At 67.2% G+C, this 24,779-nt stretch carries 26 protein-coding genes and 2 tRNA genes; 21 read left to right on the top strand and 7 right to left on the bottom strand.

The genetic code is table 11. From position 1 onward, the window contains the following. Positions 1-377: 377 nt before the first annotated feature. The 16 genes from ribBA to C1720_RS03235 all read left to right on the top strand — a co-directional run bounded on the left by ribBA (position 378) and on the right by C1720_RS03235 (position 12,814). The gene (gene ribBA / locus C1720_RS03305; protein WP_102283224.1) at positions 378-1,583 is read left to right on the top strand and encodes a bifunctional 3,4-dihydroxy-2-butanone-4-phosphate synthase/GTP cyclohydrolase II; all 1,206 of its coding nucleotides are present in this window, start codon (positions 378-380) and stop codon (positions 1,581-1,583) included. Positions 1,584-1,652: 69 nt separating this feature from the next. Continuing rightward, positions 1,653-2,117: a 6,7-dimethyl-8-ribityllumazine synthase gene (ribH, locus tag C1720_RS03300; protein WP_050715588.1), complete on the top strand. Its 465-nt coding sequence runs from the start codon at positions 1,653-1,655 to the stop codon at positions 2,115-2,117. Then, complete coding sequence (nusB, locus tag C1720_RS03295) at positions 2,114-2,749, top strand: transcription antitermination factor NusB (RefSeq protein WP_233199780.1); 636 nt, start codon at positions 2,114-2,116, stop codon at positions 2,747-2,749. The genes ribH and nusB overlap by 4 nt, the downstream gene beginning before the upstream one ends. After that, complete coding sequence (locus C1720_RS03290; RefSeq protein ID WP_102283223.1) at positions 2,746-3,933, top strand: pyridoxal phosphate-dependent aminotransferase; 1,188 nt, start codon at positions 2,746-2,748, stop codon at positions 3,931-3,933. The genes nusB and C1720_RS03290 overlap by 4 nt, the downstream gene beginning before the upstream one ends. Continuing rightward, on the top strand, positions 3,930-4,388 hold the full coding sequence (locus tag C1720_RS03285) for a YbgC/FadM family acyl-CoA thioesterase (protein WP_102283222.1): 459 nt from the start codon (positions 3,930-3,932) through the stop codon (positions 4,386-4,388). Before C1720_RS03290 ends, C1720_RS03285 begins: the two co-directional genes overlap by 4 nt. A gap of 33 nt (positions 4,389-4,421) precedes the next feature. After that, on the top strand, positions 4,422-5,129 hold the full coding sequence (tolQ, locus tag C1720_RS03280; RefSeq protein ID WP_050715591.1) for a protein TolQ: 708 nt from the start codon (positions 4,422-4,424) through the stop codon (positions 5,127-5,129). A gap of 24 nt (positions 5,130-5,153) precedes the next feature. After that, on the top strand, positions 5,154-5,585 hold the full coding sequence (locus tag C1720_RS03275; RefSeq protein WP_050715592.1) for an ExbD/TolR family protein: 432 nt from the start codon (positions 5,154-5,156) through the stop codon (positions 5,583-5,585). 38 nt (positions 5,586-5,623) lie between these two features. Continuing rightward, positions 5,624-6,667, top strand: coding sequence for a cell envelope integrity protein TolA (tolA, locus tag C1720_RS03270; protein WP_233199779.1), 1,044 nt, complete (start codon positions 5,624-5,626; stop codon positions 6,665-6,667). 139 nt (positions 6,668-6,806) lie between these two features. Continuing rightward, the gene (locus C1720_RS03265; RefSeq protein WP_102283221.1) at positions 6,807-7,652 is read left to right on the top strand and encodes a pseudouridine synthase; all 846 of its coding nucleotides are present in this window, start codon (positions 6,807-6,809) and stop codon (positions 7,650-7,652) included. Between the two features lie 630 nt (positions 7,653-8,282). After that, positions 8,283-8,630, top strand: a complete 348-nt coding sequence (locus C1720_RS03260; protein WP_146006848.1) for a hypothetical protein — start codon at positions 8,283-8,285, stop codon at positions 8,628-8,630. Between the two features lie 100 nt (positions 8,631-8,730). Continuing rightward, a complete protein-coding gene (locus C1720_RS03255) occupies positions 8,731-9,081 on the top strand; it encodes a VOC family protein (RefSeq protein WP_102284473.1) in 351 nt (116 codons plus the stop codon). Positions 9,082-9,113: 32 nt separating this feature from the next. Continuing rightward, positions 9,114-10,625: a cardiolipin synthase gene (gene cls, locus C1720_RS03250; protein WP_233199777.1), complete on the top strand. Its 1,512-nt coding sequence runs from the start codon at positions 9,114-9,116 to the stop codon at positions 10,623-10,625. A gap of 71 nt (positions 10,626-10,696) precedes the next feature. Then, positions 10,697-11,152 carry a hypothetical protein gene (locus C1720_RS12780; protein WP_146006847.1) on the top strand — a complete coding sequence of 152 codons (456 nt, stop codon included), beginning with the start codon at positions 10,697-10,699 and terminating at the stop codon, positions 11,150-11,152. 13 nt (positions 11,153-11,165) lie between these two features. Continuing rightward, positions 11,166-11,242: transfer RNA gene (locus C1720_RS03245), tRNA-Arg, on the top strand. A 104-nt stretch (positions 11,243-11,346) separates the two neighbouring features. After that, a complete protein-coding gene (locus tag C1720_RS03240; RefSeq protein ID WP_102283219.1) occupies positions 11,347-11,979 on the top strand; it encodes a riboflavin synthase in 633 nt (210 codons plus the stop codon). A 217-nt stretch (positions 11,980-12,196) separates the two neighbouring features. Continuing rightward, positions 12,197-12,814 (top strand): glutathione S-transferase family protein, encoded by a 618-nt coding sequence (locus tag C1720_RS03235; protein WP_102283218.1) that lies wholly within the window; start codon positions 12,197-12,199, stop codon positions 12,812-12,814. Between the two features lie 116 nt (positions 12,815-12,930). On the opposite strand, the gene C1720_RS03230 is transcribed toward C1720_RS03235, so the two are convergent. The 4 genes from C1720_RS03230 to C1720_RS03215 form a co-directional block, all read right to left on the bottom strand. Further along, complete coding sequence (locus C1720_RS03230; RefSeq protein WP_102283217.1) at positions 12,931-13,806, bottom strand: sulfurtransferase; 876 nt, start codon at positions 13,804-13,806, stop codon at positions 12,931-12,933. A 453-nt stretch (positions 13,807-14,259) separates the two neighbouring features. Beyond that, the gene (locus C1720_RS03225) at positions 14,260-16,014 is read right to left on the bottom strand and encodes an acetyl/propionyl/methylcrotonyl-CoA carboxylase subunit alpha (protein ID WP_102283216.1); all 1,755 of its coding nucleotides are present in this window, start codon (positions 16,012-16,014) and stop codon (positions 14,260-14,262) included. Further along, positions 16,011-17,702 carry a 5-oxoprolinase subunit B/C family protein gene (locus tag C1720_RS03220; protein ID WP_102283215.1) on the bottom strand — a complete coding sequence of 564 codons (1,692 nt, stop codon included), beginning with the start codon at positions 17,700-17,702 and terminating at the stop codon, positions 16,011-16,013. The genes C1720_RS03225 and C1720_RS03220 overlap by 4 nt, the downstream gene beginning before the upstream one ends. A gap of 118 nt (positions 17,703-17,820) precedes the next feature. Further along, positions 17,821-18,594: a putative hydro-lyase gene (locus tag C1720_RS03215; RefSeq protein WP_102283214.1), complete on the bottom strand. Its 774-nt coding sequence runs from the start codon at positions 18,592-18,594 to the stop codon at positions 17,821-17,823. Here C1720_RS03215 and C1720_RS03210 point away from each other — a divergent pair. Then, positions 18,593-19,138, top strand: coding sequence for a hypothetical protein (locus tag C1720_RS03210; RefSeq protein ID WP_146006846.1), 546 nt, complete (start codon positions 18,593-18,595; stop codon positions 19,136-19,138). The two genes, C1720_RS03215 and C1720_RS03210, sit on opposite strands and share 2 nt — an antisense overlap. Positions 19,139-19,232: 94 nt before the next feature. On the opposite strand, the gene C1720_RS03205 is transcribed toward C1720_RS03210, so the two are convergent. Together C1720_RS03205 and C1720_RS03200 are read right to left on the bottom strand one after the other, a co-directional pair. Next, complete coding sequence (locus tag C1720_RS03205; RefSeq protein WP_102283212.1) at positions 19,233-19,991, bottom strand: LamB/YcsF family protein; 759 nt, start codon at positions 19,989-19,991, stop codon at positions 19,233-19,235. A 3-nt stretch (positions 19,992-19,994) separates the two neighbouring features. Then, the gene (locus C1720_RS03200) at positions 19,995-21,284 is read right to left on the bottom strand and encodes an NRAMP family divalent metal transporter (protein ID WP_102283211.1); all 1,290 of its coding nucleotides are present in this window, start codon (positions 21,282-21,284) and stop codon (positions 19,995-19,997) included. Positions 21,285-21,611: 327 nt separating this feature from the next. Between C1720_RS03200 and phaR the strand changes: the two genes are divergently transcribed. The 4 genes from phaR to C1720_RS03180 are packed head-to-tail and all read left to right on the top strand — an operon-like array spanning position 21,612 to position 24,318. Next, positions 21,612-22,196 carry a polyhydroxyalkanoate synthesis repressor PhaR gene (phaR, locus tag C1720_RS03195; protein ID WP_102284471.1) on the top strand — a complete coding sequence of 195 codons (585 nt, stop codon included), beginning with the start codon at positions 21,612-21,614 and terminating at the stop codon, positions 22,194-22,196. After that, a complete protein-coding gene (rimO, locus tag C1720_RS03190) occupies positions 22,171-23,601 on the top strand; it encodes a 30S ribosomal protein S12 methylthiotransferase RimO (RefSeq protein WP_050715606.1) in 1,431 nt (476 codons plus the stop codon). Before phaR ends, rimO begins: the two co-directional genes overlap by 26 nt. A 25-nt stretch (positions 23,602-23,626) precedes the next feature. After that, entirely contained in the window at positions 23,627-23,890 is a 264-nt protein-coding gene (locus C1720_RS03185) for a putative signal transducing protein (RefSeq protein WP_050715607.1), read from the top strand. A gap of 35 nt (positions 23,891-23,925) precedes the next feature. After that, a complete protein-coding gene (locus tag C1720_RS03180; protein WP_102283209.1) occupies positions 23,926-24,318 on the top strand; it encodes a lysozyme inhibitor LprI family protein in 393 nt (130 codons plus the stop codon). Between the two features lie 349 nt (positions 24,319-24,667). Here the strand turns inward: C1720_RS03180 and C1720_RS03175 are convergent. Beyond that, a tRNA-Leu gene (locus C1720_RS03175) sits at positions 24,668-24,752 on the bottom strand. Between the last annotated feature and the right edge of the window lie 27 nt (positions 24,753-24,779).

Here is a 24,779-nt window from a genome sequence, read left to right as displayed (position 1 = left end):
GACTCGGACACTTGTGGGTGTTGCAAACGCTTCGCCGGGCAGCGTGTGATTCATCAGGCTTGCCTGCGGCTCGCGCCTTGCCAACGCATTCTGATTCGCTGCCACACCCCGGCGTTCTTTTTGCCTGATTGCGCATTTGTTTTCATGAAAATGAATTTCGGGAAATTTTGAAAATCAACGGCATTGGCGGACTGATTTTTGATAATGGCCTGAAAACACCGCAAAACAAATCGGCGCCTTTTGTGTCCCGCCCTGCGTCTGATTGAAAAACAAGGCATGGACGGCAGGGCGCAAAGAAGGCAAAGAGGGGCGGCGCTACAATTCACCATTTTTCGCGGCGCTTTTGCCGTATTCCGCTCATTGAAATAATCCCGGTCATGTCTGATATCTCCGCACTTCCAGCTTCTAGCGCAGCCGCGCGTGAAATTGCCGCCCGGCAAGGCTTGCAGCCTGTGGCGCAGGGTATTGCGCCAGTGCATGAAATCGTGGCGGAACTCAAGGCCGGCCGCATGGTGATTCTGGTGGACGAGGAAGACCGCGAGAACGAGGGCGATTTGGTGCTGGCGGCCGATTTCGTGACGCCGGAGGCCATCAACTTCATGGCCACGCACGCGCGCGGGCTGATTTGCCTGACGCTCACGCAAGAGCGCTGCCAGCAGCTGGGCCTGTCGCCCATGAGCCAGCACAACGGCGCGCGTTATGGCACGGCCTTTACCACTTCCATCGAGGCGGCCGAGGGCGTGACCACGGGCATTTCAGCCGCCGACCGCGCGCGCACCATCAAAACGGCAGTGGCGCGGCAGGCCCGGCCGCAAGACCTGGTGCAGCCGGGGCACGTGTTTCCCATTCAGGCCGTGCAAGGCGGCGTGCTGATGCGCGCCGGGCACACCGAGGCCGGGTGCGATCTGACGCGCATGGCCGGCTGCACGCCCGCTGCCGTGATTTGCGAAATCATGAATGCCGACGGCACGATGGCGCGGCTGCCCGATTTGCAGCTTTTCGCCGCGCAGCACGGGCTGAAGATCGGCACGATTGCCGATTTGATTGAGTACCGCAGCCGCAATGAAACGCTGGTGAGCCGCGTGGCCGCGCGCCCCATGATGACGGCACATGGCGAGTTCATGGCGCAGCTGTGGCGCGATACGCCCAGCGGCGCGCTGCATCTGACGCTGACCAAAGGCCAGTGGCAGCCCGATGAAGAAGTGCCCGTGCGCGTGCACGAGCCGCTTTCGGTGCTGGACGCGCTGGAGCCGGGCCGCGCCATGCACTCCTGGAGCGTGGATGCGAGCCTGGCCTTCATCGCCAAGACCGGGCGCGGCGTGGCCGTGCTGCTCAATTGCGGCGAAAGCGCCGATCAGCTGCTGGCGCAGTTCGAGGGCAAGGCGCGCGCCAGCCATGCGCCCGAGCGCGGACGCATGGATTTGCGCAGCTACGGCGTGGGCGCGCAAATCCTGCGCGAGCTGGGCGTGCGCCGCATGCAGCTGCTGGGCATGCCGCGCCGCCTGCCGAGCATGGCCGGCGGCTTCGGGCTGGAGGTGACGGGGCATCTTTCACCGCAGCAAGAGCCGCAGGCGCAAGGCTGAAGCCGCTGCGCTGGCTGCTCCTGCCTTATTCATCCCACTGAACTGATTCACAAGAGAAAGAGCTTTTTCATGTTTGAAGCCAATCGTGGCGCGGCGCCCCAGCTGGACGGCGCAGGCCTGGTCATCGGCATCGTGCAGGCGCGTTTCAATGCCGGTATCACGCAGGCGCTGGCCCAAGGCTGCCTGCAAGAGCTGGCGGCGCTGGGCGTGGCCGCCGCCGACATCACGCATGTGCAAGTGCCCGGCGCGCTGGAAGCGCCGCTGGCGCTGCACGCGCTGGCGGCCACGGGCCGGTTTGACGCGCTGGTGGCGCTGGGCTGCGTGATTCGCGGCGAGACCTACCACTTTGAGCTGGTGGCCAATGAATCGGGCGCGGGCGTGTCGCGCGTGTCGCTGGATCACGGCCTGCCCATTGCCAACGCCATCATCACCACCGAAGACGAGGCGCAGGCCATCGCCCGCTTGGACAAGGGGCGCGAAGCCGCCCGCGTGGCCGTGGAAATGGCCCGCCTGCTGCAAAAGGTGCGGGCATGAGCGGCGGCTTTGGCATGAACGGCGGCAATGGCGCCAGCGGCGCGGGTGAAGTGTTCATTCCCGGCCTGGGGCCGCAGCCTGGCCCAGCCACAGACGCTGGCGACGCCCCGAAAGCCCGGAGAACCGCCAGGCCGCCCAAACTCACGGGCGGCACACGCAAATCCTCCATCAAGTCGGCCCGTTCGCGGGCGCGTGAATTTGCCTTGCAGGGGCTGTATCAATTTCTGGTGGGCAAGGGCGAAGCCGGCGCGATTGACGCCTTCACGCGCGATCTTTCCGGCTTTCACAAGTGCGACTCGGCCCATTACGACGCGCTTCTGCACGGCTGCATCGAGCAAAGCCAGGAGCTGGACGCGCTGATCGAGCCGCAGCTGGACCGCAGGCTGGCCGAGCTGTCGCCCATCGAGCATGCGTGCATGTGGATGGGCGCATTTGAATTCCTGCGCTGCCCCGACGTGCCCTGGCGCGTGGTGCTGAACGAATACATCGAGCTGGCCAAGGACTTTGGCGGCACCGACGGGCACAAATACGTGAATGCCGTGCTCAACGGCATGGCGCCCCGCCTGCGCCCGCACGAGGTGCAGGCCGACCGCGCCGCAGGCAAGGCCAGCAAAGGCGAGAGCAGGCCATGAGTTTTCGCCACTCGCAGCGCGCGCAGCGCATCGAGCCTTTTTACGTGATGGAAATGGCCAAGCACGCCGCCGCGATGCAGACGCAAGGCGGGCCGCCCATGATCCGCCTGAACATAGGCGAGCCAGATTTCACCGCCCCGCCGCTGGTGCGCGAAGCCGCCGAACGCGCCATACGCGAGGGGCGCACGCAATACACCCACGCCTGCGGCCTGCCCGGGCTGCGCGAGCGCATCAGCGGCTGGTACGCCAGCCGCTTTGGCGTGAGCGTGCCCGCCAGCCGCATCATCGTGACGGCAGGCGCTTCGGCCGCACTGCAACTGGCCTGCCTGGCCCTGCTGGACGAGGGCGACGAAGTGCTGATGCCCGACCCCTGCTACCCCTGCAACCGTCAGTTTGTCGCCAGCGCGGGCGCGCGGGCCGTGCTGCTGCCCGCCTCGGCGCAGGCGCGCTTTCAGCTGGATGCGCAGCACGTGCAGGCCGCCTGGGGCGCGCGCACGCGCGGCGTGCTGCTGGCTTCGCCTTCCAACCCCACGGGCACTTCGATTGCTGCCGACGAACTGGCGCGCCTGCACGCCGCCGTGCAAGGCCGGGAAGGCTTCACGCTGGTGGACGAGATTTACCTGGGCCTGAGCTTTGACGCGGCCTACGGCCAAAGCGCCCTGCGCCTGTCGCCCGACATCATCAGCATCAACAGCTTCAGCAAATATTTCTGCATGACAGGCTGGCGGCTGGGCTGGATGGTGGTGCCCCCGCGCATGGCGCAGCTGGTGGAGCAGCTGGCGCAGCACCTGTTCATTTGCCCCAGCGCCGTGGCGCAGCATGCCGCGCTGGCCTGCTTTGAGCCTGAAAGCCTGGCCGAATACGAGCGCCGCCGCGCCGAATTCAAGGCGCGGCGCGACTGGTTCGTGCCGCAGCTGGCCGCGCTGGGCCTGCAGGTGCCCGTCATGCCAGACGGCGCTTTCTACGCCTGGGCTGATTGCGCCGAAGCCGCCCGCCGCCTGGGCGGCGAAGGCATGAACAGCTGGGACTTCGCCTTCGCCCTGATGGAGCGCGCGCGCCTGGCCGTCACGCCCGGGCGCGATTTCGGCGCCAACGGCACGGCCCGCTGCGTGCGTTTTTCCACCGCCAACGCCCTGCCGCAGCTGCAAGAAGCCGTGGCCCGCATGAAAGCGCTGCTCGCATGACCGCACCCGCCCCCGCCAGCTTCATTTACGCCGCCCGCATTTACTGGGAAGACACCGATGCGGGCGGCATCGTCTATTACGCCAACTACCTGCGCTTTTTCGAGCGCACCCGCACCGAATGGCTGCGCGCGCGCGGCCTGGGCCAGCGCAGTCTGAGCGAGCGGCAAGGCGGCATGTTCGTCGTCAGCCGCGCCAGCGTGAACTACCTGCATCCGGCGCGGCTGGATGACTGCATCGCCGTCACCGCCACGCTGGAGCAGGCGGGCGCGGCCTCGCTGCTCATCGGCCAGCAAATCTGGCTGCAAGGCGGGCAAACCGATGCGCCTGATGCGCCCGAAGCAGCCCGCGCGGGCCGCCTGCTCGTCACCGGCCAGTTCCGCTTGGCCTGGGTCAGCGCCGAAGGCATGCGGCCCGAACGCATTCCGCCCCTTCTGCTTGAGCGCCTGCGCGGCTGAAGGCTCCGTTTTCACCACACAGCCAAACCAACCATGAACCAGGAACTCTCCATCTTCCAGCTCATCTTGCACGCCAGCTTCGTCGTGCAGGCCGTCATGCTGCTGCTGCTGCTGGTCTCCGTGGCCAGCTGGGCCGCCATCATCCGCAAAGCCTCCGCGCTGCGCGCCATTCAGCGGCAAAACAGCCAGTTCGAGAGCGATTTCTGGTCGGGCGCCAGCCTGAACGACTTGTACGACAACGCCAGCCGCAACGCCGGCCAGATCGGCCCGCTGGAGCGCATCTTCGCCTGCGGCATGCGCGAGTATCAAAAGCTGCGCGAGCGCCGCATCGCCGACCCCGGCACGCTTTTGGACGGCGCGCGCCGCGCCATGCGCGCCAGTTTCCAGCGCGAGATGGACGCCGCCGAAACGCACCTGTCGCTGCTGGCCTCCGCAGGCTCGGTCAGCCCTTACGTGGGCCTGTTCGGCACCGTCTGGGGCATCATGCACGCCTTCACCGGCCTGGCCGGCTTGCAGCAAGTCACCCTCGCCACCGTCGCCCCCGGCATTGCCGAGGCGCTCGTGGCCACGGCGCTGGGCCTGTTCACCGCCATTCCCGCCGTGCTGGCCTACAACCGCTTTGCGCGCGACATCGACCGCCTCGCCACCCGGCAGGAAACCTTCATCGAAGAATTCACCAACATCCTCCAGCGCAACCTCGGCGCTCCGGCGCCTGCTTCCCCAGCCGCCGCGCGCATCTGACGCCCGCCCCAAGGAGAAACGCCCATGCCCGCCGTCGCCTCCCGTGGCCGTGGCCGCCGCTCCGTCAATGAAATCAACATGGTTCCCTTCATTGACGTGATGCTGGTGCTGCTCATCATCTTCATGGTCACCGCCACCGTCATCACCCCCGGCGCCATCAACGTGCCCACCGCTGGCAAATCCTCCCGCCCGCCTGAAAACTACATGATCGTCGCCATTGACGACAAAGGCGTCTACAGCCACAACACGGGCCGCACCGGCGGCAAGGACACCCCCCTGCAGCCCGCCCAGAGCGAAGCCGCCCTCATCGCCAGCGTGCAGCAGGCCCTGGCCGGCCAGCCCGACATGCCCGTGCTCCTGGCTGCCGACAAGAACCTGCCCTACCAGCAAGTCATGAGCCTCATGGGCCGCCTGCGCGAAGCGGGCGTGCAGCGCATCGCGCTCTCCGTGAAATAAGCCCTGCCCTTTTCGGCAGCTACCAAGCAAGGCCCGCCATGCCCGACATGAACCCGGCCCCCGCAGACCCGGCCGAACTCGCCCCGCCGCCCGAACCCAGCCTGCTCACCGCCTTGCCCTGGGCCATTGGCGCACATGTGGCGCTGCTGCTTGTGTTCGCGCTGCTCAGCATGAGCTGGCGGCGCAGCGAAGAGCAAAGCGAAGCCATCGAAGCCGAAATCTGGGCTGCCAGCGTGCAGCAGGCCGCCCCCCGCGCCGTGCGCACCGCCCCGCAGCCCAGGCCCCAGCCCGCGCCAGAACCCAGGCCCAAACCGCAGCCTGCGCCTGAACCCAAACCCAGGCCCCCGGCTCCCCAGCCTGACGCCCGCGAAGCCGACATCGCCCGCGAGCAGAAAGAAAAAGAACAGCAGCGCCAGCGCCAGCTCGAGCAGCAGCGCCAGGAAAAACTGCGCCTGGAAAAGGAACGCGCCGAAAAAGAACGGCAGGACAAGCTGCGCGAAGAAAAAGAACGCCAGGAAAAAGAAAAACAGCAGAAAGAACGCGCCGAAAAGGAAAAAGAGCGCCAGAAAGAGAAAGAGCGCCTCGAAAAACAGCTTCAGCAGGAAAAAGAAAAACTCGACCGCGAGCGCCGCACCGAAGAACGCCGCCAGGCCGAAGCCGACAAAAAAGCCGAAACCGCCCGCCGCGCCGAAGCCCTGCGCCGCATGAACGCCCTGGCGGGCAGCGGCAGCGATGGCGCAGATGCCGGCCGCAGCGGCACAGGCCGCGCCAGCGGCGGCAGTGGCAACGGCCAGGCCGACCGCGACGCCGGCCCTTCCGGCAGCTTCGCAGGCCGCGTCAAAGCCCGCGTCAAGCCCAACATCGTTTTCCCTGACGACATCAACGGCAACCCCGTGGCCGAAGTCGAAGTGCGCACCACCCCCGACGGCACCCTCATCAGCGCCCGCCTGGTCAAGGCCAGCGGCAACCCCGCGTGGGACCGCGCCGTCGTCCGCGCCGTCGAAAAAACCGGCTCCATGCCGCGCGACGTGGACGGGCGCGTGCACACCCAGTTCACCATCGTCTTCAGGCCCTACGACTGAGCGGCCCGGCGGCCGAAACGCGCCGCCGCCGCATGCGCCGGCTGGCGCCCGGCGCGGCGGCCCATCGCCGCCAGACATCGCCATCAGACAGCCGCGCCGATCTCCGCCGATTTCTTCGCCTTCCTTCGCTTTCGCAGCCATGTCCGCCGCCCCGTCCGCTCCCCAGCCCTCCCGCCTTCGCCGCGCTCCCGCGCCTGCAATGCCCGCTGCCTGCCTGGCCGCCGAAAGCGGCGCTCTGGTGCGGCTGAACAAGCGCATGGCCGAGCTGGGCCTGGCCTCGCGCCGCGAGGCGGACGAATGGATTGCCAAAGGCTGGGTGCTGGTCAATGGCCAGCCCGCGCCAATGGGCGCCAAAGTCGCCGCTGGCGACCGCATCACCGTCAGCCGCGCGGCAGGGCGGCAGCAGGCGGGCCGCGTCACCATCTTGCTGCACAAGCCCGTGGGCTACGTCAGCGGCCAGGCTGAAGACGGCCACCCGCCCGCCGCCAGCCTGATTGCCGCGCGCAGCCGCTGGGCGGGCGACGCCGTGCGCCTGCGCTTTGCGCCCGCGCAACTGCGCGGCCTGGCCCCGGCCGGGCGGCTGGACATTGACTCCACCGGCTTGCTCGTGCTCACGCAAGACGGGCGCGTGGCCCGCCGCATCATTGGCGAAGACTCGCCCGTGGACAAGGAATACTTGGTGCGCGTGGCCTTCGGCCCCGTCACGCAGAACGTGCAAGCCGCTTTTCCACCGCAGCGCCTGGCCCTGCTGCGCCACGGCCTGAGCCTGGATGGCCAGCCGCTCAAGCCCGCGCAAGTGCACTGGCAAAACCCCGAGCAGCTGCGCTTTGTGCTGACCGAAGGCAAGAAACGCCAAATCCGCCGCATGTGCGAACTGGTGGGCCTGCGCGTCGTCGGCCTCAAGCGCATCCGCATCGGCCAGGTGCGCCTGGGCGCGCTGCCCGTAGGCCAGTGGCGCTATCTGGCCGCAGATGAACGCTTCTGAACGCGCCGCCAGAAGCCGAGCTGGATGACCTTAAAAAAGGAGCAAATTCAAGGGCATGAAAAACCTGTTTTGCGCTGGATGCACTAGGACATCATGCTATGAAACAAGGAGCTAACAAAGCAGTCAAACCCATGCTGCGCGCAGCTTCAACGCGCCCGGCGGCAGACAGCCCGCAGCGGGCAAAAAAATCCGCCTTTGCTGCAAAAGCTGTGCTTCGGCAGCTTTTGCAGCAAAGGCGGTGAAGCCGCCGCCAGATCGCCCGCACCCCCATGAAATGGCGGGCGGCTGGCAGGGACAGGAGCATCAGTGTGCGTTCAGGCCAGCTTGCGCTGGCCAGCGCTCCATGACCGGAGCAGGTGGAATGGTCGTTGCGAGCGGCACATAACGCTTTGACATGGTTCAAAAATAGAAGCGGCCTGGCGCAAGCGCCGCCTGCGCCCTGCATCAAAGACAATGCGCGCCCTTGGCAATTGCCGCGCCGCGCCCTATCTGCCCCAAAAATCCGTTTGCCATCCGTTTGCCATTTGGCCGCGCGGGGCGGACCGGGGCGGACGGCAAGCCGCAGACCGTCCGGGGCCGCGTTTTTCGCGCCCGTGGACCGATTGCAAACAGGCTCTTATGAGGAATGCCATGTCCCGCCCGTCTTTTCCTGATTCCGCCTCCAACCCGTTCAGCCGCTTTCTGGCCGCCGTGCTGCGCGCGCTGTTCGTGCTGGGGGCGCTGGCGCTGACCATCTTGCTGCTGCTGGCGGTGGCGGTGGTGGTCATCGTCAGCCTGCTGGCGGCGTGGCTTGCCGGACGGCGCGCTTCGCCCGCCGACTTCTGGCAGCAACGCTGGAGCCGCTGGGGCGGCAGCGCCCGCTGGCCGCGCAGCCGCAGCCAGCCAGCCGCCACGCCCGCCGACGCCGTGCAGGACATTGCCTGGCGTGACGTGCCTGCCAACGCAAGCAAAAGCGAAAACGCGGGCGAGGAGCGCTGACCCGGCCCCGTTTTTCCGCGCCCCGCCACATGCCGCTGGCGGCCCGAAAATGCGGGCGGCATACCTGTTTGCCCATCTGTTTGAAAACCAGGAAAGCAGCATGAAACCGTCTGAGGGCCACATTACCTATATTGAATTTCCCGCGCCCAGCCGCGAAAGCCTGCATGCCGCCAGAGCTTTTTATGGCCAGGCGTTTGGCTGGATGTATCAGCCGTGGGGCGATGACTACATGGACACCGCCGGCAGCGGTATTGGCAGCGGCATGACGTGCGACCACCCGCCTTGCAAGCCGCTGGCCGTGATTTATACGGCCGATCTGGAAGCGGCCTGCGCCAAAGTCCGCCAGGCGGGCGGCGCCATCACGCAGGAAATATTTGCTTTTCCCGGCGGCAGGCGTTTTCACTTCACCGATCCGGCCGGAAATGAACTGGCGGTGTGGTCAGATAAGTAATTTCAATACGAAGCGCGCGGCGCATTTCTGCCTTGCCCTGGCCCATTCTTCCCCTCGCAAGCGTTTCCTGGCTATCGTGGCTGGGCGGCGTCTGGGCCGCCTACGCGCTGGCGCTGGCTGCGTGGATCGTGCTGCAAAAGCGCCCGCCCGTGGCCACGCTGGCGTGGATTCTGGTGCTCAGCCTCACGCCCGTTGTGGGCCTGGCCGTGTATGCCTACTTTGGCCCGCAGCGCGTGCAGCGCCAGCGGCTCAAGCGCTGGCATTACCGCGCCAGCCTGCTTTCGCAGCACGACTGGCTGGCGCTGCGCGGCCAGCAGGCCGAGCCGCCCGCCTGGGCCTTGCAGCACGCGCGGCTGATTGAGCGCTGCTGCGGCCTGCCCATGTCCGCCTGCCACAGCGCGCGCCTGCTGGGCAGCGGCGGCCAGGCGCAGCAAGCGCTGCTGCAAGCCATTGGGCAAGCGCGCGCGCACATTCATCTGGAGTACTACATCTTCCGGCCCGACGAAACCGGCCAGACCGTGCTGCGCGCCTTGGCAGCCAGGGCGCGCGAAGGCGTGGCCGTGCGCCTGCTGGTCGATGCCATAGGCTCGTTTTCGCTCTACGCCCGCCGCAGCCGCTGCCAGGCGCTGCAAGAGCTGCTGGCCGCAGGCGGCGAGCTGGCGCTGTTTCACCCCGCGCGGCTGGACCGCTTCCGGCCGCTGGTCAATTTGCGCACCCACCGCAAGCTCGTGGTGTGCGACGGGCGCGTGGGCTTCATTGGCGGCGTCAATATCACCGACGAAGAAAACGAAAACGTCTGCGGCGAGCGGGCCTGGCGCGACACGCATTTGGAGCTGCGCGGCGCCGCCGTGCGCTGGCTCCAGTACGTTTTCTTGCAGGACTGGGCCTACGCCAGCGGCAAAACCCCTTCGGCGCATTCCGGCGACACGCTTTTTGGCGCGCCTTCCGGTCTGGCGCGCCTGGCGGCCGATCCGTCCGGCCAGTCTGCGCAGATTCCCGCGCAAGTTCCCGTGCAAATCGTCGCCAGCGGGCCAGACACCGACGGCGAAGCCATCCTGCGCGCGATGGTGGACGCCATTGGCCTGGCGCGCGAACGCATCTGGCTGGCCACGCCCTACTTCGTGCCCACGGAAGAAACCTTGTTCGCGCTCACCAGCGCCGCCCTGCGCGGCGTGCAGGTCAAGCTCATGGTGCCCGCCTGCGGCGACTCGCGGCTCACCAGCGCCGCCGCGCGCTCCTACTTTGACGAATTGCAGCGCGCCGGCGTGCTCATCTTTGAATACACCGCCGCCATGTTCCACGCCAAAACCCTGCTGGTGGATGACCGCTACGGCATGGTGGGCAGCGCCAATTTCGACAACCGCAGTTTCCGCCTCAACTTTGAAGCCGCCGCCGTGGTGCTGGACGAAGCCTTCAACGCCGAGCTGGCCGCCATGTTCACGCGCGATCTCTCGCTCTGCCGGCGCGTGCCCGCCCGCCGCCAGCTCTCTTTCAGCCAGCGCCTGCTGGAAGCCACGGCCCGGCTCTTTTCGCGGGTGCTGTAGGAGCCTGCAAGGCGCAGGCAGGGCGCAAAAGGGAGACTCAAAGCCAGGCCATAGGCCACTGGCGCGGGGGCGTGAGCGCCAAGATACGGGCCTCGTGCGATACGCCGGGCAATCTGGTCAAGTTCGTGCTGATGCCAGGCCATCAGCATGACAGCAAAGGTGTCGAAGAACTGATCCGAAACCCAAAGTTTGGGGCACTGCTGGCGGACAAGGCGTTTGATGTTCAATGGCCGATGGAGCGATTGCAAGCGCAAGGCGTGCCAATCGTGATCTCACAAAGACCCAATCGACGCCAGCTTCAAGGCTGTGATCTATCTGGCTTCAGCTGTGATCCAGTCTCGGTGGTTCGGTTCTTAACAGGCCCTGGGACATCAGGCTATGGATACGGGAGCTTAATCAACCCTGATTCCACAGGCGCCTTTGGCAGACGAGTCTGGCCGCTCGGCTGCCCTGAAAAGACCATGCCTGTGCGCAGTCCGCGAACTTTTTCGCCCGCTGGGCAACGAAGCTCCAAAATGTGCCTATAATCCCGGTTTTCGCGCGGCTGTAGCTCAGTTGGATAGAGTACTTGGCTACGAACCAAGGGGTCGTGGGTTCGAATCCTGCCAGCCGCGCCACTTCTTCCAAGCCCCGCAAACGCCTTGTTTGCGGGGCTTTTTTCTGTTTGGAGCCTGGTTTTCTTTCATTTCTTCGCAGGCGCTGCAAAAAAGGAGGTTCGCGCATGTTCACCGGCATCATCACGGCCATCGGCCAAATCCAGCAAGCGGCTCCGCTGGGGCAGGGCAGCGCCTATGGCGTGCGCCTGTCGCTGCAAACGCCTGCGGGCTACCTGGACGATGTGGCGCTGGGCGACAGCATTGCGCTCAACGGCGCCTGCATGACCGTGACGGCGCTGGATGCGCCAGCGGGCCGCTTCAGCGTGGAGGTGTCGGCGGAATCGCTGGCGCGCACCTGCGGCCTGTCAGCGCCCGGCCCGGTGAACCTGGAAAAAGCCCTGCGCGCCCAGGACCGGCTGGGCGGCCATATCGTCTCCGGCCATGTGGACGGCATCGGACAGGTGCGGCAGCTGGCGCCCGTGGGCGAAAGCTGGCTTTTGCGGGTGCTGGCGCCGCGCGAGCTGGCGAAATTCGTGGCCTACAAAGGCTCCATCGCCATCAACGGCGTGAGCCTGACGATCAATAGCGTGCAAGACACGGCCTATGGCTGCGAATTCAGCATCAACCTCATCGCCCACACCGTGCAGCACACCACGCTGGGCCGGCTGGCAGCGGGCAGCGCGGTGAATCTCGAAATCGACACCGTGGCGCGCTACGTGGAGCGCATGCTGCCGGACTGGCTGCCGCAAAAGCAATAACCGTCTGCGGCCATTCGACCCGGGTCCGCGCGGGCTGACGCGGCAATTGAACCAAGGCCAGCATGGGCATGGGCTGGCGCGGCCCTGCCGTGCGCGAGGATGTGGCTGAATCAGGGCTACGGGCCAGACGCAAAGCGCGCGGGGCCGTGCCCAGGCGCGTGAGCTGCCGCCCGAAGTTTCTCCGCCATTTGTTTTTCCCTTCGCAAAGGAAACCGTCATGAAGCTCTTTACCAGCAACACCTCGCCCTATAGCCGCATCGTCATGCTGGCCGCGCTGGCGCATGGCCTGGACGATTTGCAGCTGGCCTACGCCGATCCGTGGACCACGCCTGCCGAACTCACGGCCATCAATCCCCTGTCGCAGGTGCCGGCCCTGGTGACGGACGAGGGCGTGGTCATCGTGAACAGCCCGCTCATTCTTGACTTCCTGTTCGAGCGGCCTTTTCGCGGCGCGCGGCAGGCAGCGCTGGCCGGTTATGCCTTCGAGCTGCTCGATCAGGTGGTCAAGGCGTATTCGCTGGAGCGTTTCAAGCCCGCCCAGGGCGAGCAGCATCCGCACATCGAGCGCGCGCGGCAGGCCGTGGCCCGGGGCCTGACGCATGCGCCGCAGCTCGATGCGGCCAGCGATGAAGTGGCCCAGCATGTGCTGGGCATGGCGTTTTCCTACGCCGAGCTGCGCCATCCGGCGCTCTTCAGGCAGTTTCTGCGCGCTGAAAACCAGCGCGCCTTCGCCCGCTACAACGAACGCGCCGACGTGCGCGCCGTGGCCATTGAGCAGCTTGAAAAACACCCGGCCACGGTGGGCGAGCTGCGCCGCAGCATGCAGCAGGCTTGAGAGCTTGTTCAGAGTCTGGCCGCAAGAGTCAAAAGAGAGGATCGGGATGGCCCGCAAGGCCGCCAAGCGCCCGGGGCGGCGCTTTTCGCCCCTGTGGTCAGACTGTGAACAGGCTTTTAGCGGGCGGGGCCGGTTTCCACGCCCGCGCCGGGTGTGCGGCTCCATTCGCTCCAGCTTCCGGCGTAGAGGGCGGGCGGCTCCAGGCCGGCCAGCTCCATTGCGATGATGTTGGGCACGGTGCTGACGCCGCTGCCGCAGTAGCAGACGGCGCTGGCGGCATCGCGCCCGGCCAGCAGGCGGGTGAATTCCTCGCGCAGGGCGGCGGCGGGCTTGAAGCGGCCTTCGGGCGTGAGGTTTTCGCCAAAGGGGCGGTTCAGCGCGCCCGGAATGTGGCCCGCCACAGCTTCCAGCGGCTCGGTTTCGCCCAGATAGCGGGCGGCGGCGCGCGCGTCGATGAGGGTTTGCGCGGGGCTGCCCAGCCGCGCGGCCACTTCGGCTTGCGTGAGCAGGCGGCGCAGCGGCGGCTTCAGCTCAAAGCGGGTGGCGGGCTGCGGGCGGGCCGGGCCGCTTTCCAGCGCGCCGCCTGCGGCCTGCCAGGCTTGCAGGCCGCCGTCGAGCACGGCCACGGCGTCGTGCCCGGCCCATTTCAGCATCCACCACAGGCGGCCGCAGAAGTTCATGCCGTTGCGGTCATAGACGACGGCCTGCATGTCGTTGGCAAAGCCGCAGCGGCCCAGCCAGCTGGCGAAGGCTTCGCGCGTGGGCAGCGGGTGGCGGCCGCCGCTGGCGGCGCTTTGGCCGGGCTGGGCGCTCAAGTTGCGCTCCAGGTGCGCCTGCTGGCTGCCCGCGATGTGGCTTTGGGCGAACAGGCGGTCGGCTTCTTCAGGCTCGAACAGGTTGAAGGAGCAGTCAAACACCATCAGCGGCGCGCCTTCGGCTTGCAGCTGCGCGAGCTGTTCGGCGGTGATGAGGCGGGTGTAGCGGTGCGTCATGGCGGTCTCCTGAAATAGGGCGGTGAAGGAAAGCGCTGATTGTGGGCTGCGGCCATGCGGGGCGGCTGGCTGCAAGCGCGTGGCGCGCGGCCTGCGTCCCTCAAGGCAGGCTGAAAGATGTGGCGCAACCCAGGTGGATTCTTGGGGCATGACGTGAAGCCCCGCGCGGCGAAAAGGCGGCTGGCGCGAAGGCGCAGAACCCCACGAGCCGGATGGGAAGGAAGGGCTGTATTCGCTTCTGTATCCATAGCATGAGGTCCTAGTGGAATAAGCGCAGGAGCCGATTCAATACCCCTGGATTTGCTCCTGTTTTCGACAAGCAGGGCTTCTGTGGCGGCGGGAGAGCATGCGGCCAGGTTTGCGCCTTGCAGCTCGTCCCGGTCCGCCTTTCGCTCCTTGCGGCGGGCCTCTGGGCAGGTTTCCGGGGCCAGGCGGCGGGCGGGTTCCTGCCCGTTACTCGATGCGCCCGATGGTCTGGCCCAGGGCCACGGTTTGGCCGGCGGGCACGGCGTGGCGCAGCACGCCGGCTTTGGGGGCGGTGACTTGCATTTCCATCTTCATGGCTTCCATCACGGCGATGAGCTGGCCGGCTTGCACGGCGGCGCCGTCTTCGGCTTTCCAGGCGTGGAGCGTGGCGGCGGCGGGGGCGGGGATGGCGCTTTCGTCTGCCTGCTCGTCGCTTGGCCCGCCAGCCTGCCCGCCCGGTTTGGCGCCCGGCTGCGCGCCGCTGGCGGGCAGGGCGGCCAGCAGGGCGGCGGGCAGGGCCAGGGTGTGGCGGCGGCCGTCGATTTCGATGGGCAGGCGCAGCAAGGCGGCGCTGGCCGGTTCGGGGCGGGCAGCGGGCAGGCTGGCCAGCTCGTCGGCAAAGCCGGTTTCGATCCAGCGGGTGTGCACGGTGAAGTCTTCGGCGTTTTCGGCGCAGAAGGCGGGCGACTGGAGCACGGCGCGGTGAAAGGGCAGCACGCTGGGCACGCCTTCGATGTGGAATTCGGCCAGGGCGCGGCGCGCGCGCGCCAGCGCCTGGGCGCGGGTGGGCGCCCAGATGATGAGCTTGGCCATCATCGAGTCGAACTGCGGGGCGATGAGCGAGCCGCTTTGCACGCCGCTGTCGACGCGCACGCCGGGGCCGCCGGGCGGCGCAAAGGCGGTGATGCGGCCGGGCATGGGCAAAAAGCCGCGCGCCACGTCTTCGGCGTTGATGCGAAATTCAATGGCGTGGCCGCGCGGGGCCGCTTCGTCAGGCACGGACAGGGGCAGGCCGTCGGCGATGCGAAGCTGCTCGATGACGAGGTCGCAGCCGGTGGTTTCTTCGGTGACGGGGTGCTCCACTTGCAGGCGCGTATTCACTTCCAGAAAGGAGATGGCGCCGCTGCGGCTGACGAGAAATTCCGCCGTGCCCGCGCCCACGTAGCCCGCGCGGGCGCAGATGTCGCGCGCGGCCTGGTGCAGGCGCTGGCGCTGTGCGTCGCTCAGGAAAGGGGCGGGGGCTTCTTCCACGAGCTTTTGGTTGCGCCGCTGCAAGGAGCAGTCGCGCGTGCCGAGGATGGCGATGCGCCCGTGCGCGTCGGCCATGACTTGCACTTCCACATGGCGCGGCTGGTGCAGGTATTGCTCCACGAAGCATTCGCCCCGGCCAAAGGCGGCGGTGGCTTCGCGCACGGCGGAGTGATACAGCTCGGCCACTTCTTCCATGTGCCAGGCCACTTTCAGGCCGCGCCCGCCGCCGCCAAAGGCGGCTTTGATGGCGATGGGCAGGCCGTGTTCGCGGGCAAAGGCCAGCACTTGCTGCGCGTCTTGCACGGGGCCGGGGGTGCCAGCCACCAGAGGCGCGCCCGCTTGCTGCGCGATTTGGCGGGCCGAGACTTTGTCGCCCAGGAGGGCGATGGCTTCGGGCGGCGGGCCTATCCACTTCAGCCCCGCGTCGATGACGGCTTGCGCAAAGCGGGCGTTTTCGGAGAGAAAGCCGTAGCCGGGGTGCACGGCGTCGGCGCCGCTTTGGCGGGCGATGCCGATCAGCTTGTCGATGTTCAGATAGGTGTCGGCGGGGCGCTCGCCGTGCAGCGCCCAGGCTTCAGTGGCCAGGCGCGCGTGCGGCGCGTCGATGTCGGCGTCGGCATAGACGGCCACGGATGCCACGCCGTAGTCGGCGCAGGCGCGGATGATGCGAACGGCGATTTCGCCCCGGTTGGCGATGAGGACTTTTTTCATGAGAGGCAGATTTCCTGAAAAGGACTTTGTGCGCGAAAGCGGATGAGCGTGCCCGCAGGCAGTTGCGCGGCCAGATCGAGATGGTGCGCGGCCACGCAGCCCACGACGGGGTAGCCGCCCGTGAGCGGGTGATCGGCCAGAAACAGCACGGGCTGCCCGTTGGCGGGCACTTGCAGCGCGCCCAGCGCCGTGCCTTCAGAGGGCAGCTCCGCGCCTTCAAAAGCGGCGGCGCGCTGCAAGGGCTGGCTGCCAGCCAGGCGCAGCCCCACGCGGTTGGACTGGGGCGTGACTTGCCAGGGCTGCTCCAGCAGCAGCGCCAGCGCTTGCGGGCTGAACCAGTCGGCGCGCGGGCCGAGGGTGATGTCCAGCCACACGGCGGCCGCATCACCCGGGCGGGGCAGGTGCGGCGAAGCGGCTTCGGGGTGCGCGGCCACGCTGGCCAGCGGGCCGTGGCGGCTTTCGCGGCGGCCCAGGCCAAGGCGCTGCCCGGCGGCCAGCGGCGCGGGGCCAATGCCCGCCAGCGTGTCGCTCGCGCAGCTGCCCAGCACGGGCTGCGCGGCAAAGCCGCCGCGCGCGGCCAGGTAGCTGCGCAGCCCCGCTTCAGGCGCGCCCAGCGCAAGGGTGTCGCCCGCTTGCAGCGCCAGCGGCGCGTGGCGCGCAGCGGGCAGGGCCGCGCCGTCTTGCCGCCGCAAGGTGAGCGGGCCTTCGGCGCCCGTGACGGCCACCACGGCAGGCCCCAGCGCGCGCACGGTAAAGCCGCCGTGCAGCAGCTCCAGCGCGGGCGCGTTGAAATGGTTGCCCACCAGCCGGTTGGCGGCCAGAAAAGCGCCCCGGTCCAGCGCGCCGGAGGCCGAAACGCCTTGCCCCGCCTGGCCGGGGCGGCCCAAGTCCTGCACCAGCGCCTGCAAGCCGGGGGCCAGCACTTCCAGCACGGGCGCTGCGCCAGCGCCGCCCCCGCCTGGCGCGCAAGAGTCTGGCGCAGAAGAAGAAGCGGCCACGGCGCAGCGCGATGACGCCCGCCAGCGCTCCAGCAGCTCGCGGCCCGCTTCGGTGGCCGCATCCACAAATTGCACGCGCTGGCCCGGTTGCAGCAGCGCAGGCGGCGTGCGGGCCAGGTCCCACATGGGCACTTCGGTTTGCCCGATCAGCTGCCAGCCGCCGGGGCTGGCGCGCGGGTACACGCCCGAAAAGCGCCCCGCCAGCGCCACGGCCCCCGGCGGAATGCGCGTGCGCGGGCTGGCGCGGCGCGGCACGTCAAACACCGCATCGCCCCCGCTCAAATAGGCAAAGCCCGGCGCAAAGCCCGCAAAGGCCACCTGCCAGGGCTGCGCCGTGTGGCGGGCGATGACTTGCGCTGCGCTCAAGCCCAGATGCGCGGCCACTTCGGCCAGGTCTTCGCCGTCGTAGCGCACGGGAATGTGCACCAGAGCCCCGGCCGCTTCTTCAGGCGGCGCGCCGCTTTCTGCTGCACTTTGTGCCTTTTGCGCAATGGCGGCCACGGCGGCGGCCAGTTGCGCATCGTCCAGGCGCCACGGCTCGTAATGAATCAGCAGCGTGCGCGCGGCCGGAATGACTTCGGTCACGCCCTCGGGCGGGCCAGCTTGCAGCGCGCGCAGCAGCGCCAGCGTGCGGGGCAGATCGGGCAGCTCGACAAGCAAAGCGCCTGCGGTGACGGGGAGAAATCTCATGCTGGAAAGAAGATGAAACCGGGATAGAGCTGTTTCGCTCTTGTTTTGATAGCTGCCCGCGCTTGTTCCATGCGGACTTGCGGGCGATTTGATGCCTGAAACAGGGGGCTGAAACGGGCTACGCGTGATACGCCTCATCCGCCACGTCGGTCATGAACATGTGCCCCGGCGCGTGCGTGATGGCGAAGGGCACGCCCGAGGCCATCACCGCCGCCTGGGGCGTGACGCCGCAGGCCCAGAACACGGGCACTTCGCCCGCGCGGATGGGCACGGCATCGCCAAAGTCGGGCCGCTGCACATCGGCAATGCCAATGGCCGCCGGATCGCCCACGTGCACCGGCGCGCCGTGCACGCCGGGGTAGCGGCCCGAAATGCGGCAGGCATCGGCCACGCGGCTGGCCGCGATGGGGCGCATGGAAACCACCATCGGCCCGTGTAGGCGGCCCGCTGGGCGGCAGGCGATGTTCGTCTTGAACATGGGCACGTTGCAGCCCAGCGCGATGTGGCGCACCTCAATGCCCGCCTGCGCCAGCGGCGTCTCGAACGTGAAGCTGCACCCGATCAGGAACGTGACCAGATCGGGCCGCTCGTTCCAGAGTGCGCGCACATCCGGCGTTTCTTCCGCCAGCCGGCCATTGCGCCACACGCGGTACAGGGGCAGATCGGTGCGCAAGTCGGCCCCTTGCGCCAGCACGGTTGTGAAGCTGCCCGGCTCAGTCACGTCCAGCACGGGGCAGGGCTTGGGGTTGCGCTGGGCGAAAAGCAGAAAGTCCCACGCCCAGTCGCGGGGCAGGGCGATCAGGTTGGCCTGCGTCAGGCCGGGCGCCACGCCCGCCGTGGGCGCAACGAGGCCCTGGCGATAGGCAAGACGCGCGGATTGGGCTGGAGTCATGAAAAAAGCCTGGAAAAAAGATGGACGAATGAAAAGACGGAAAACAGACGCGCCGCTTGAACGCTTTAAAAAGGATAGCTGCCTGCGCCCATTTCACGGGGATTCCACGGAGATTTCACGGGGGATCATGCGGCCGGACTACACCCTGGGGCCGGTGGGCGCGGACGAGGGCGGAGAACGCATTGGCCGTGTTTCAGGCATGGTCTTCGCGCCTGGCGCGGATGGCGCCCTGTCCCTGGCCAGCGAATGGGTTGTTCTGGCCAAAATGGGCAAGCCGTTTCATTTTGAAAGCAGGAAAGAGCGTTTCAATACCGTTATCGACATGGTGATTTCGCCCATGACGAAGGAGCAGGCGGAAGAAAAAATAGGCGGCAAGATTCCGGAATCATCGTCTTGCGATACGGCGTCAGATTGGACCAGGCATGATCTTCTCAAAATCATGGAAGAGCCTCGCTGCGAGAAACCATGCCGTTCCGGCACGAAGGAAATGAGGTGCTGCGGCGGTATGGGATGCTGCGACTTCCGGCAGGAAGAAAATGGCTGATGCCTGCGAAGATAATCAGAAAACCGTTTTTCCAAAAAAGGCCCCGTTTTCATTTGACGGGGCATTTTTATTGATGCGTTGCAAGTGGCGTTTCTCACGCAAACGCCTTCAATTCCACCCCCGCTTCCAGCAGCGTTTGGCGCACCTGGCGGGCCATGTCCACGGCGCCGGGGCTGTCGCCGTGCACGCAAATGGAATCGGCCTGTATGGGGGTGAGCGTGCCGTCGATGGCTTCCACCACGCCGTGCTGCACCAGGCGCAGCATGCGCGCGGCCACCTGGGGCGCGTCGTGCAGCACCGCGCCGCTTTGGCGGCGGCTGACCAGCGTGCCTTGCGGGGTGTAGGCGCGGTCGGCAAAGGCTTCGGCCACCACGCGCAGGCCCGCCGCTTGCGCCCAGCCCACCAGGGGCGAGCCAGCCAGCGCCACTAGCGCCAGGCCGGGATCAATGGCGCGGATGGCTTCGATCACGTCCGCCGCCTGGCGCTCGTCGTGCGCGATGGTGTTGTAGAGCGCGCCGTGCGGCTTGACGTAGCGCACCTGCGTGCCGGCCACGCGCGCCAGCCCTTGCAGCGCGCCAATCTGGTAGATGACATCGGCGCGCAAATCGGCGCTGGCCACGTCCATGTTGCGGCGGCCAAAGCCGGCCAGATCGGGGTAGGCCACGTGCGCGCCCACGCTCACGCCGCGCTCGGCGGCGGCGCGCAGCGTGCGCAGGATGCCCGCCGCGTCGCCCGCGTGAAAGCCGCAGGCCACATTGGCGCTGGTGACGATGCCGAGCATGGCCTCGTCATCGCCCATGCGCCACGCGCCCAGGCTTTCGCCCAGGTCGCTGTTCAGATCGATGTGCGCCATGCCTTATCCCATGATGAATTTGAAAACGCCGCCAAACGATTTGTAGCCCATGTACCAGGTCAGCAGGCACACGGCCGAGCCCAGCGCCAGCAGCGGGCGTGAATAGGTTTTGCCGCCCAGCAGGTCAGGGCGCGCCCAGCCGACGTACATGAAGAGCGTCATGCCCAGCGGCAGGATGAGGCCGTTGAAGCCGCCTGCAAACACCAGCAGCGCCGAAGGCGCTTTGCCCAGGCCCAGAAACACGGCCAGCGACACCAGGATGAACACCACCGTGGCCTTGTTGCGCGCACTTTCCGAAATGCCGGGCCTGAAGGCCGAGAGGAAAGACATGGAGGTGTAGGCCGCCCCGATCACGCTGGTGATGGCCGCCGCCCACAGCACCAGGCCGAAAAAGCGCAGGCCCAAATTGCCCGCAGCGGCCTGAAAGGCTTGCGCCGCCGGGTTTGCGCCCTTGCCGGAGATGTCGATGACCACGCCGCCGCTGACCACGCCCAGAATGGCCAGAAAGAGCACGTAGCGCATCACGCCCGTGACGGCAATGCCGTTGAGCGCGCCGCTGGTGACGGCCTTGAGGTTTTCCTCGCCCGTCATGCCCCGGTCCAGCAGGCGGTGCGCGCCCGCGTAGGTGATGTAGCCGCCCACCGTGCCGCCCACGATGGTGGTGATCATCACCCAGTCCACCACTTCGGGCATCACGGTCTGGCGCAGCGCCTCGCCCACGGGCGGGCCGGAGACGATGGCCACATACACCGTCAGCGCAATCATCAGAATGCCCAGGAAGATGATGAGCTTGTCCACCGCCATGCCCGCGCGCCTGGAGGCAAAGATGCCCAGCGCGATGGCCGCGCTCAGCGCCCCGCCCCAGGCTGGCGGCAGGCCCATCAGCGCGTCCAGCCCCAGGCCCGCGCCCGCGATGTTGCCCACGTTGAAGACCAGCCCGCCAAACATCACCAGCAGCGCCAGCACATGCCCGCTGCCCGGCAGCGCCGCGTTGGCCAGCGAAGAAGCATCGCGCCGCGCCAGCGCCACCATGCGCCAGATGTTGATTTGCACCACGAAGTCAATCAGCACCGAAGCCAGAATGCCGAAGGCGAACGCCGCCCCCAGCTTGGTGGTGAATGTGGCTGTTTGCGTGATGAAGCCGGGGCCGATGGCCGAAGTGGCCATCAGAAAAATGGCGGCGATGATGGACGAGCGCCGCGAGCGAATGAACTCGGTCGGCTCGCTGGACGCAGACGCCGACGGTTGGACGGACGCTGCGCACGCGTTGGAATCTGCGGAAGGCAGGCTCATGGCGGATTGCTCCTGTTGCTGGGGCCCAAAAAGCGCACGGCAGCGCCAGCTGCGGCAGCAATGCCCCACGAGCTGGCTCCCCGTGCAAAAACAGGCGCGGATTGTTGGGGCGCAGCGCCGCCGTGGCGCATGGGGATTTCCCTCTCGGGAATTACCCTGCCAAGGGTTTTCCGCCGCCCAGCGGCAAAAGCGTGCGGACGGAACCTGGCAGGCAGGCGTTGCAGACGAGGCATTGCAAGCCAAATCGCCCGCAAGTCCTGGTGGAATGGGCGCGGGCAGCTATGGTTTTTGCAGCAAGCGGACAGCCGCCTAGAATCCGCCGCGCCCATGCCTTCCCATGCTTCTTCTTCTGCTGGCGCTGCTGGCCACGCCCAGGGCAGCGAGCGCGTCATCAAGAAATATCCCAACCGCAGGCTGTATGACACGCAGGCGTCTGCCTACGTGACGCTGGCGGACGTGCGGGCGCTGGTGATGCAGCGCGCGCCGTTCGTGGTGCGTGACGCGCGCACGGGCGAAGACCTCACGCGCAGCATCCTGCTTCAGATCATGCTGGAGGAGGAGGCGGGCGGCGCGCCCATGTTCAGCGAGCAGCTGCTGGCCAATCTGATCCGCTTTTACGGCCACGCCATGCAGGGGCTGATGGGCGCGTATCTGGAGCGCAGCATTGACGCCATGATGGATGTGCAGGCGCGGCTGGCCGAGCAGGCGCAATCGCTCTCGCCCGAGAACTGGCGTGCGTTCATGCAGCCGGGCGTGATGGGCGGCTATTTCGAGCAGTCGCAGGCGCTGCTGGCGCACATGCAGCAGCAGATGCACGCGCAGGCCGGGCAGGTGCTGGGCGCTTTCGGCCTGCGGCCCGCTTCTTCCACGATGACACCCGACAAGAATGACCACGACGACCTCCCCGACTGAATCCGCTCCAGGCCCCGCCCCGCGCGTGGGCTTTGTCTCCCTGGGCTGCCCGAAGAACCTGACGGACTCGGAACTCATCATCACCCAGCTCTCCGCCGAAGGCTACGTGACGGGCAAGTCGTTCGAGGGGGCTGATCTGGTCATCGTCAATACCTGCGGCTTCATCGACGAAGCGGTGAAGGAAAGCCTGGACACGATTGGCGAGGCGCTGAACGTCAATGGCAAGGTCATCGTCACCGGCTGCCTGGGCGCGCGCAAAACGGTCAATGCCCGGCCGGGCGAGGAAGACAACCTGGTCAAGAGCCTGCACCCCAGCGTGCTGGCCGTGACCGGCCCGCAAGCCACGCAGGAAGTGATGGACGCCGTGCACCAGCACTGCCCCAAGCCGCACGATCCGTTCACCGACCTGGTGCCGGGCACGCCGGGCGTGGTGGGCGAGGCGGGCGTGAAGCTCACTCCGCGCCACTACGCCTACATCAAGATCAGCGAGGGCTGCAACCACCGCTGCACGTTCTGCATCATTCCTTCCATGCGGGGCGATCTGGTCAGCCGCCCGATTGGCAACGTGCTCAAGGAAGCCAAGGCGCTGTTTGAAGGCGGCGTGAAAGAGCTGCTGGTGGTCAGCCAGGACACCTCCGCCTACGGGCTGGACGTGAAGTACCGCACGGGCTTCTGGGAGGGCCGCCCCATCAAGACCCGCCTGCTGGAGCTGGTGCAGGCGCTGGCCGCGCTGGCCGAGCCGCACGGCGCCTGGGTGCGGCTGCATTACGTCTACCCCTACCCGCATGTGGACGACGTGCTGCCGCTGATGGCGCAGGGCCGCGTGCTGCCGTATCTGGACGTGCCTTTCCAGCACAGCCACCCCGACGTGTTGCGCCGCATGAAGCGCCCGGCCAGCGGCGAAAAAAACCTCGAGCGCATCGCCCGCTGGCGCGAGCAATGCCCGGAGCTGGTCATCCGCTCCACCTTCATCGCCGGTTTCCCGGGCGAGACGGAGGCCGAATTCCGGCATTTGCTCGACTTTGTGCGCGAGGCGCAGATTGACCGCGCCGGCTGCTTCGCCTACAGCCCCGTGCAGGGCGCGGCGGCCAATGAACTGCCGGGCCAGCTGGCCGCCGAAGAGCGCGAGGAGCGCCGCGCCCGCTTCATGGCCGTGGCCGAAGAAGTCTCCTCTGCCCGCCTGCGCCGCCGCGTGGGCAGCGTCATGCAGGTGCTGGTGGACTCGGCTCCCGCGCAGGGCCGGCGCGGCGGCGTGGGCCGCAGCTACGCCGACGCGCCCGAAATCGACGGCGTGGTGCGCCTGCTGCCGCCCGAAAAAATCAGCAAGACGCTCAAGGCGGGCGCGTTCACCAAGGCGCGCATCGTCGCCGCCGAAGGGCATGACCTGGTGGGCGTGCCGATCTGAACCGCAACACGAAAAGGCAGAAACCATGAAGCTGGCGACCATCCACAGCGAACTCAATCCGTGGGATGCGCGCATCGTGTGCAACCTGCTGCGCAGCGAAGGCATGGCGGCCACGCTGCTGGGCGAGCACCACGCCACGGCCGACCTGCTGGTTTCGCCCGCGCTGGGCGGCGTGCGCGTGCAAGTGCCCGCCGAACAAGCCGAAGCCGCCCGCGCCCTTGTCGCCCGCTGGCAAAGCGGCGAATTCGGGCGCGCGCTGGAAGATCAAATGAAGGACGAAGCGCCGTGAACGCGCCGCAAGCCGCTCCGAAAGGAAAAAGAGCCATGCCCGCCCGCCAAGCCCTCCGCAAGGCCAGCCTGCTGGCCATGCTGGCGCTGACGGCTGCCAGCGCCCTGGCGCAGCCAGCGGCATCGCCCCAGGGCGCTTGCACGCCCGAAACCTGCACCCTGCAAGACTTCGAGGCGGCCCGCGCCGTCACCGAAACGCTGTATGGCGACGTGCTCACCGCGCTGGCCGCCCATGAGCGCCCGGCCCTGCGCAACGACCAGAACCAGTGGCGGCGCGCCGCCCGCCAGCACTGCAACCGGCTGGCCCCGCTGCGCGGCGAGGCCGGGGCCCCGGGCAACAGCCGCCACCACGCCTGCATGATCCAGCAGCACATGGAGCGCCGCCAGGCGCTGCGCCATTGGCTGATGAATGGCTACATCGTTGATTGAGCGCGAAACCGCCGCCCGCCTGCGCCGTCCAGCCGGGCCGGACGGCAGGCGCACAAGATCAGAAAAAGGAGCAAATTTGAGCCTGCCAAAAACGGTGCCTGCGCCCTTTCCACTAGGACATCATGCTATTGATACAGGAGCGAAAATGCCTCCCATCCATGCAGCCGTTGCCAAGCAAGAAAGCGGGCCGCTGCAAACGGCCAGCGGCGGCAATCCGGCGCTCGATCCACGGCCTCCAGCATGGCCATGCGCCTGGCGGCAGACAAAAAAAGCCTTGCGATGGGCAATGGAATGGGCAATGCAATGGGCAAAAAAAAGCCTTGCGGTTTTTGCCGCAAGGCTTCATGTGTGGTGCCCAGGAGAGGACTCGAACCTCCACGGAGTTACCCGCTAGTACCTGAAACTAGTGCGTCTACCAATTCCGCCACCTGGGCGTTTCAGGGAAAGCGCGAATTCTACAG

It is taken from the genome of Ottowia massiliensis (genome assembly GCF_900240305.1).
GTDB classification, from domain to species: Bacteria; Pseudomonadota; Gammaproteobacteria; order Burkholderiales; family Burkholderiaceae_C; genus Ottowia; species Ottowia massiliensis.
This window is presented reverse-complemented; position numbering and strand designations above follow the sequence as displayed.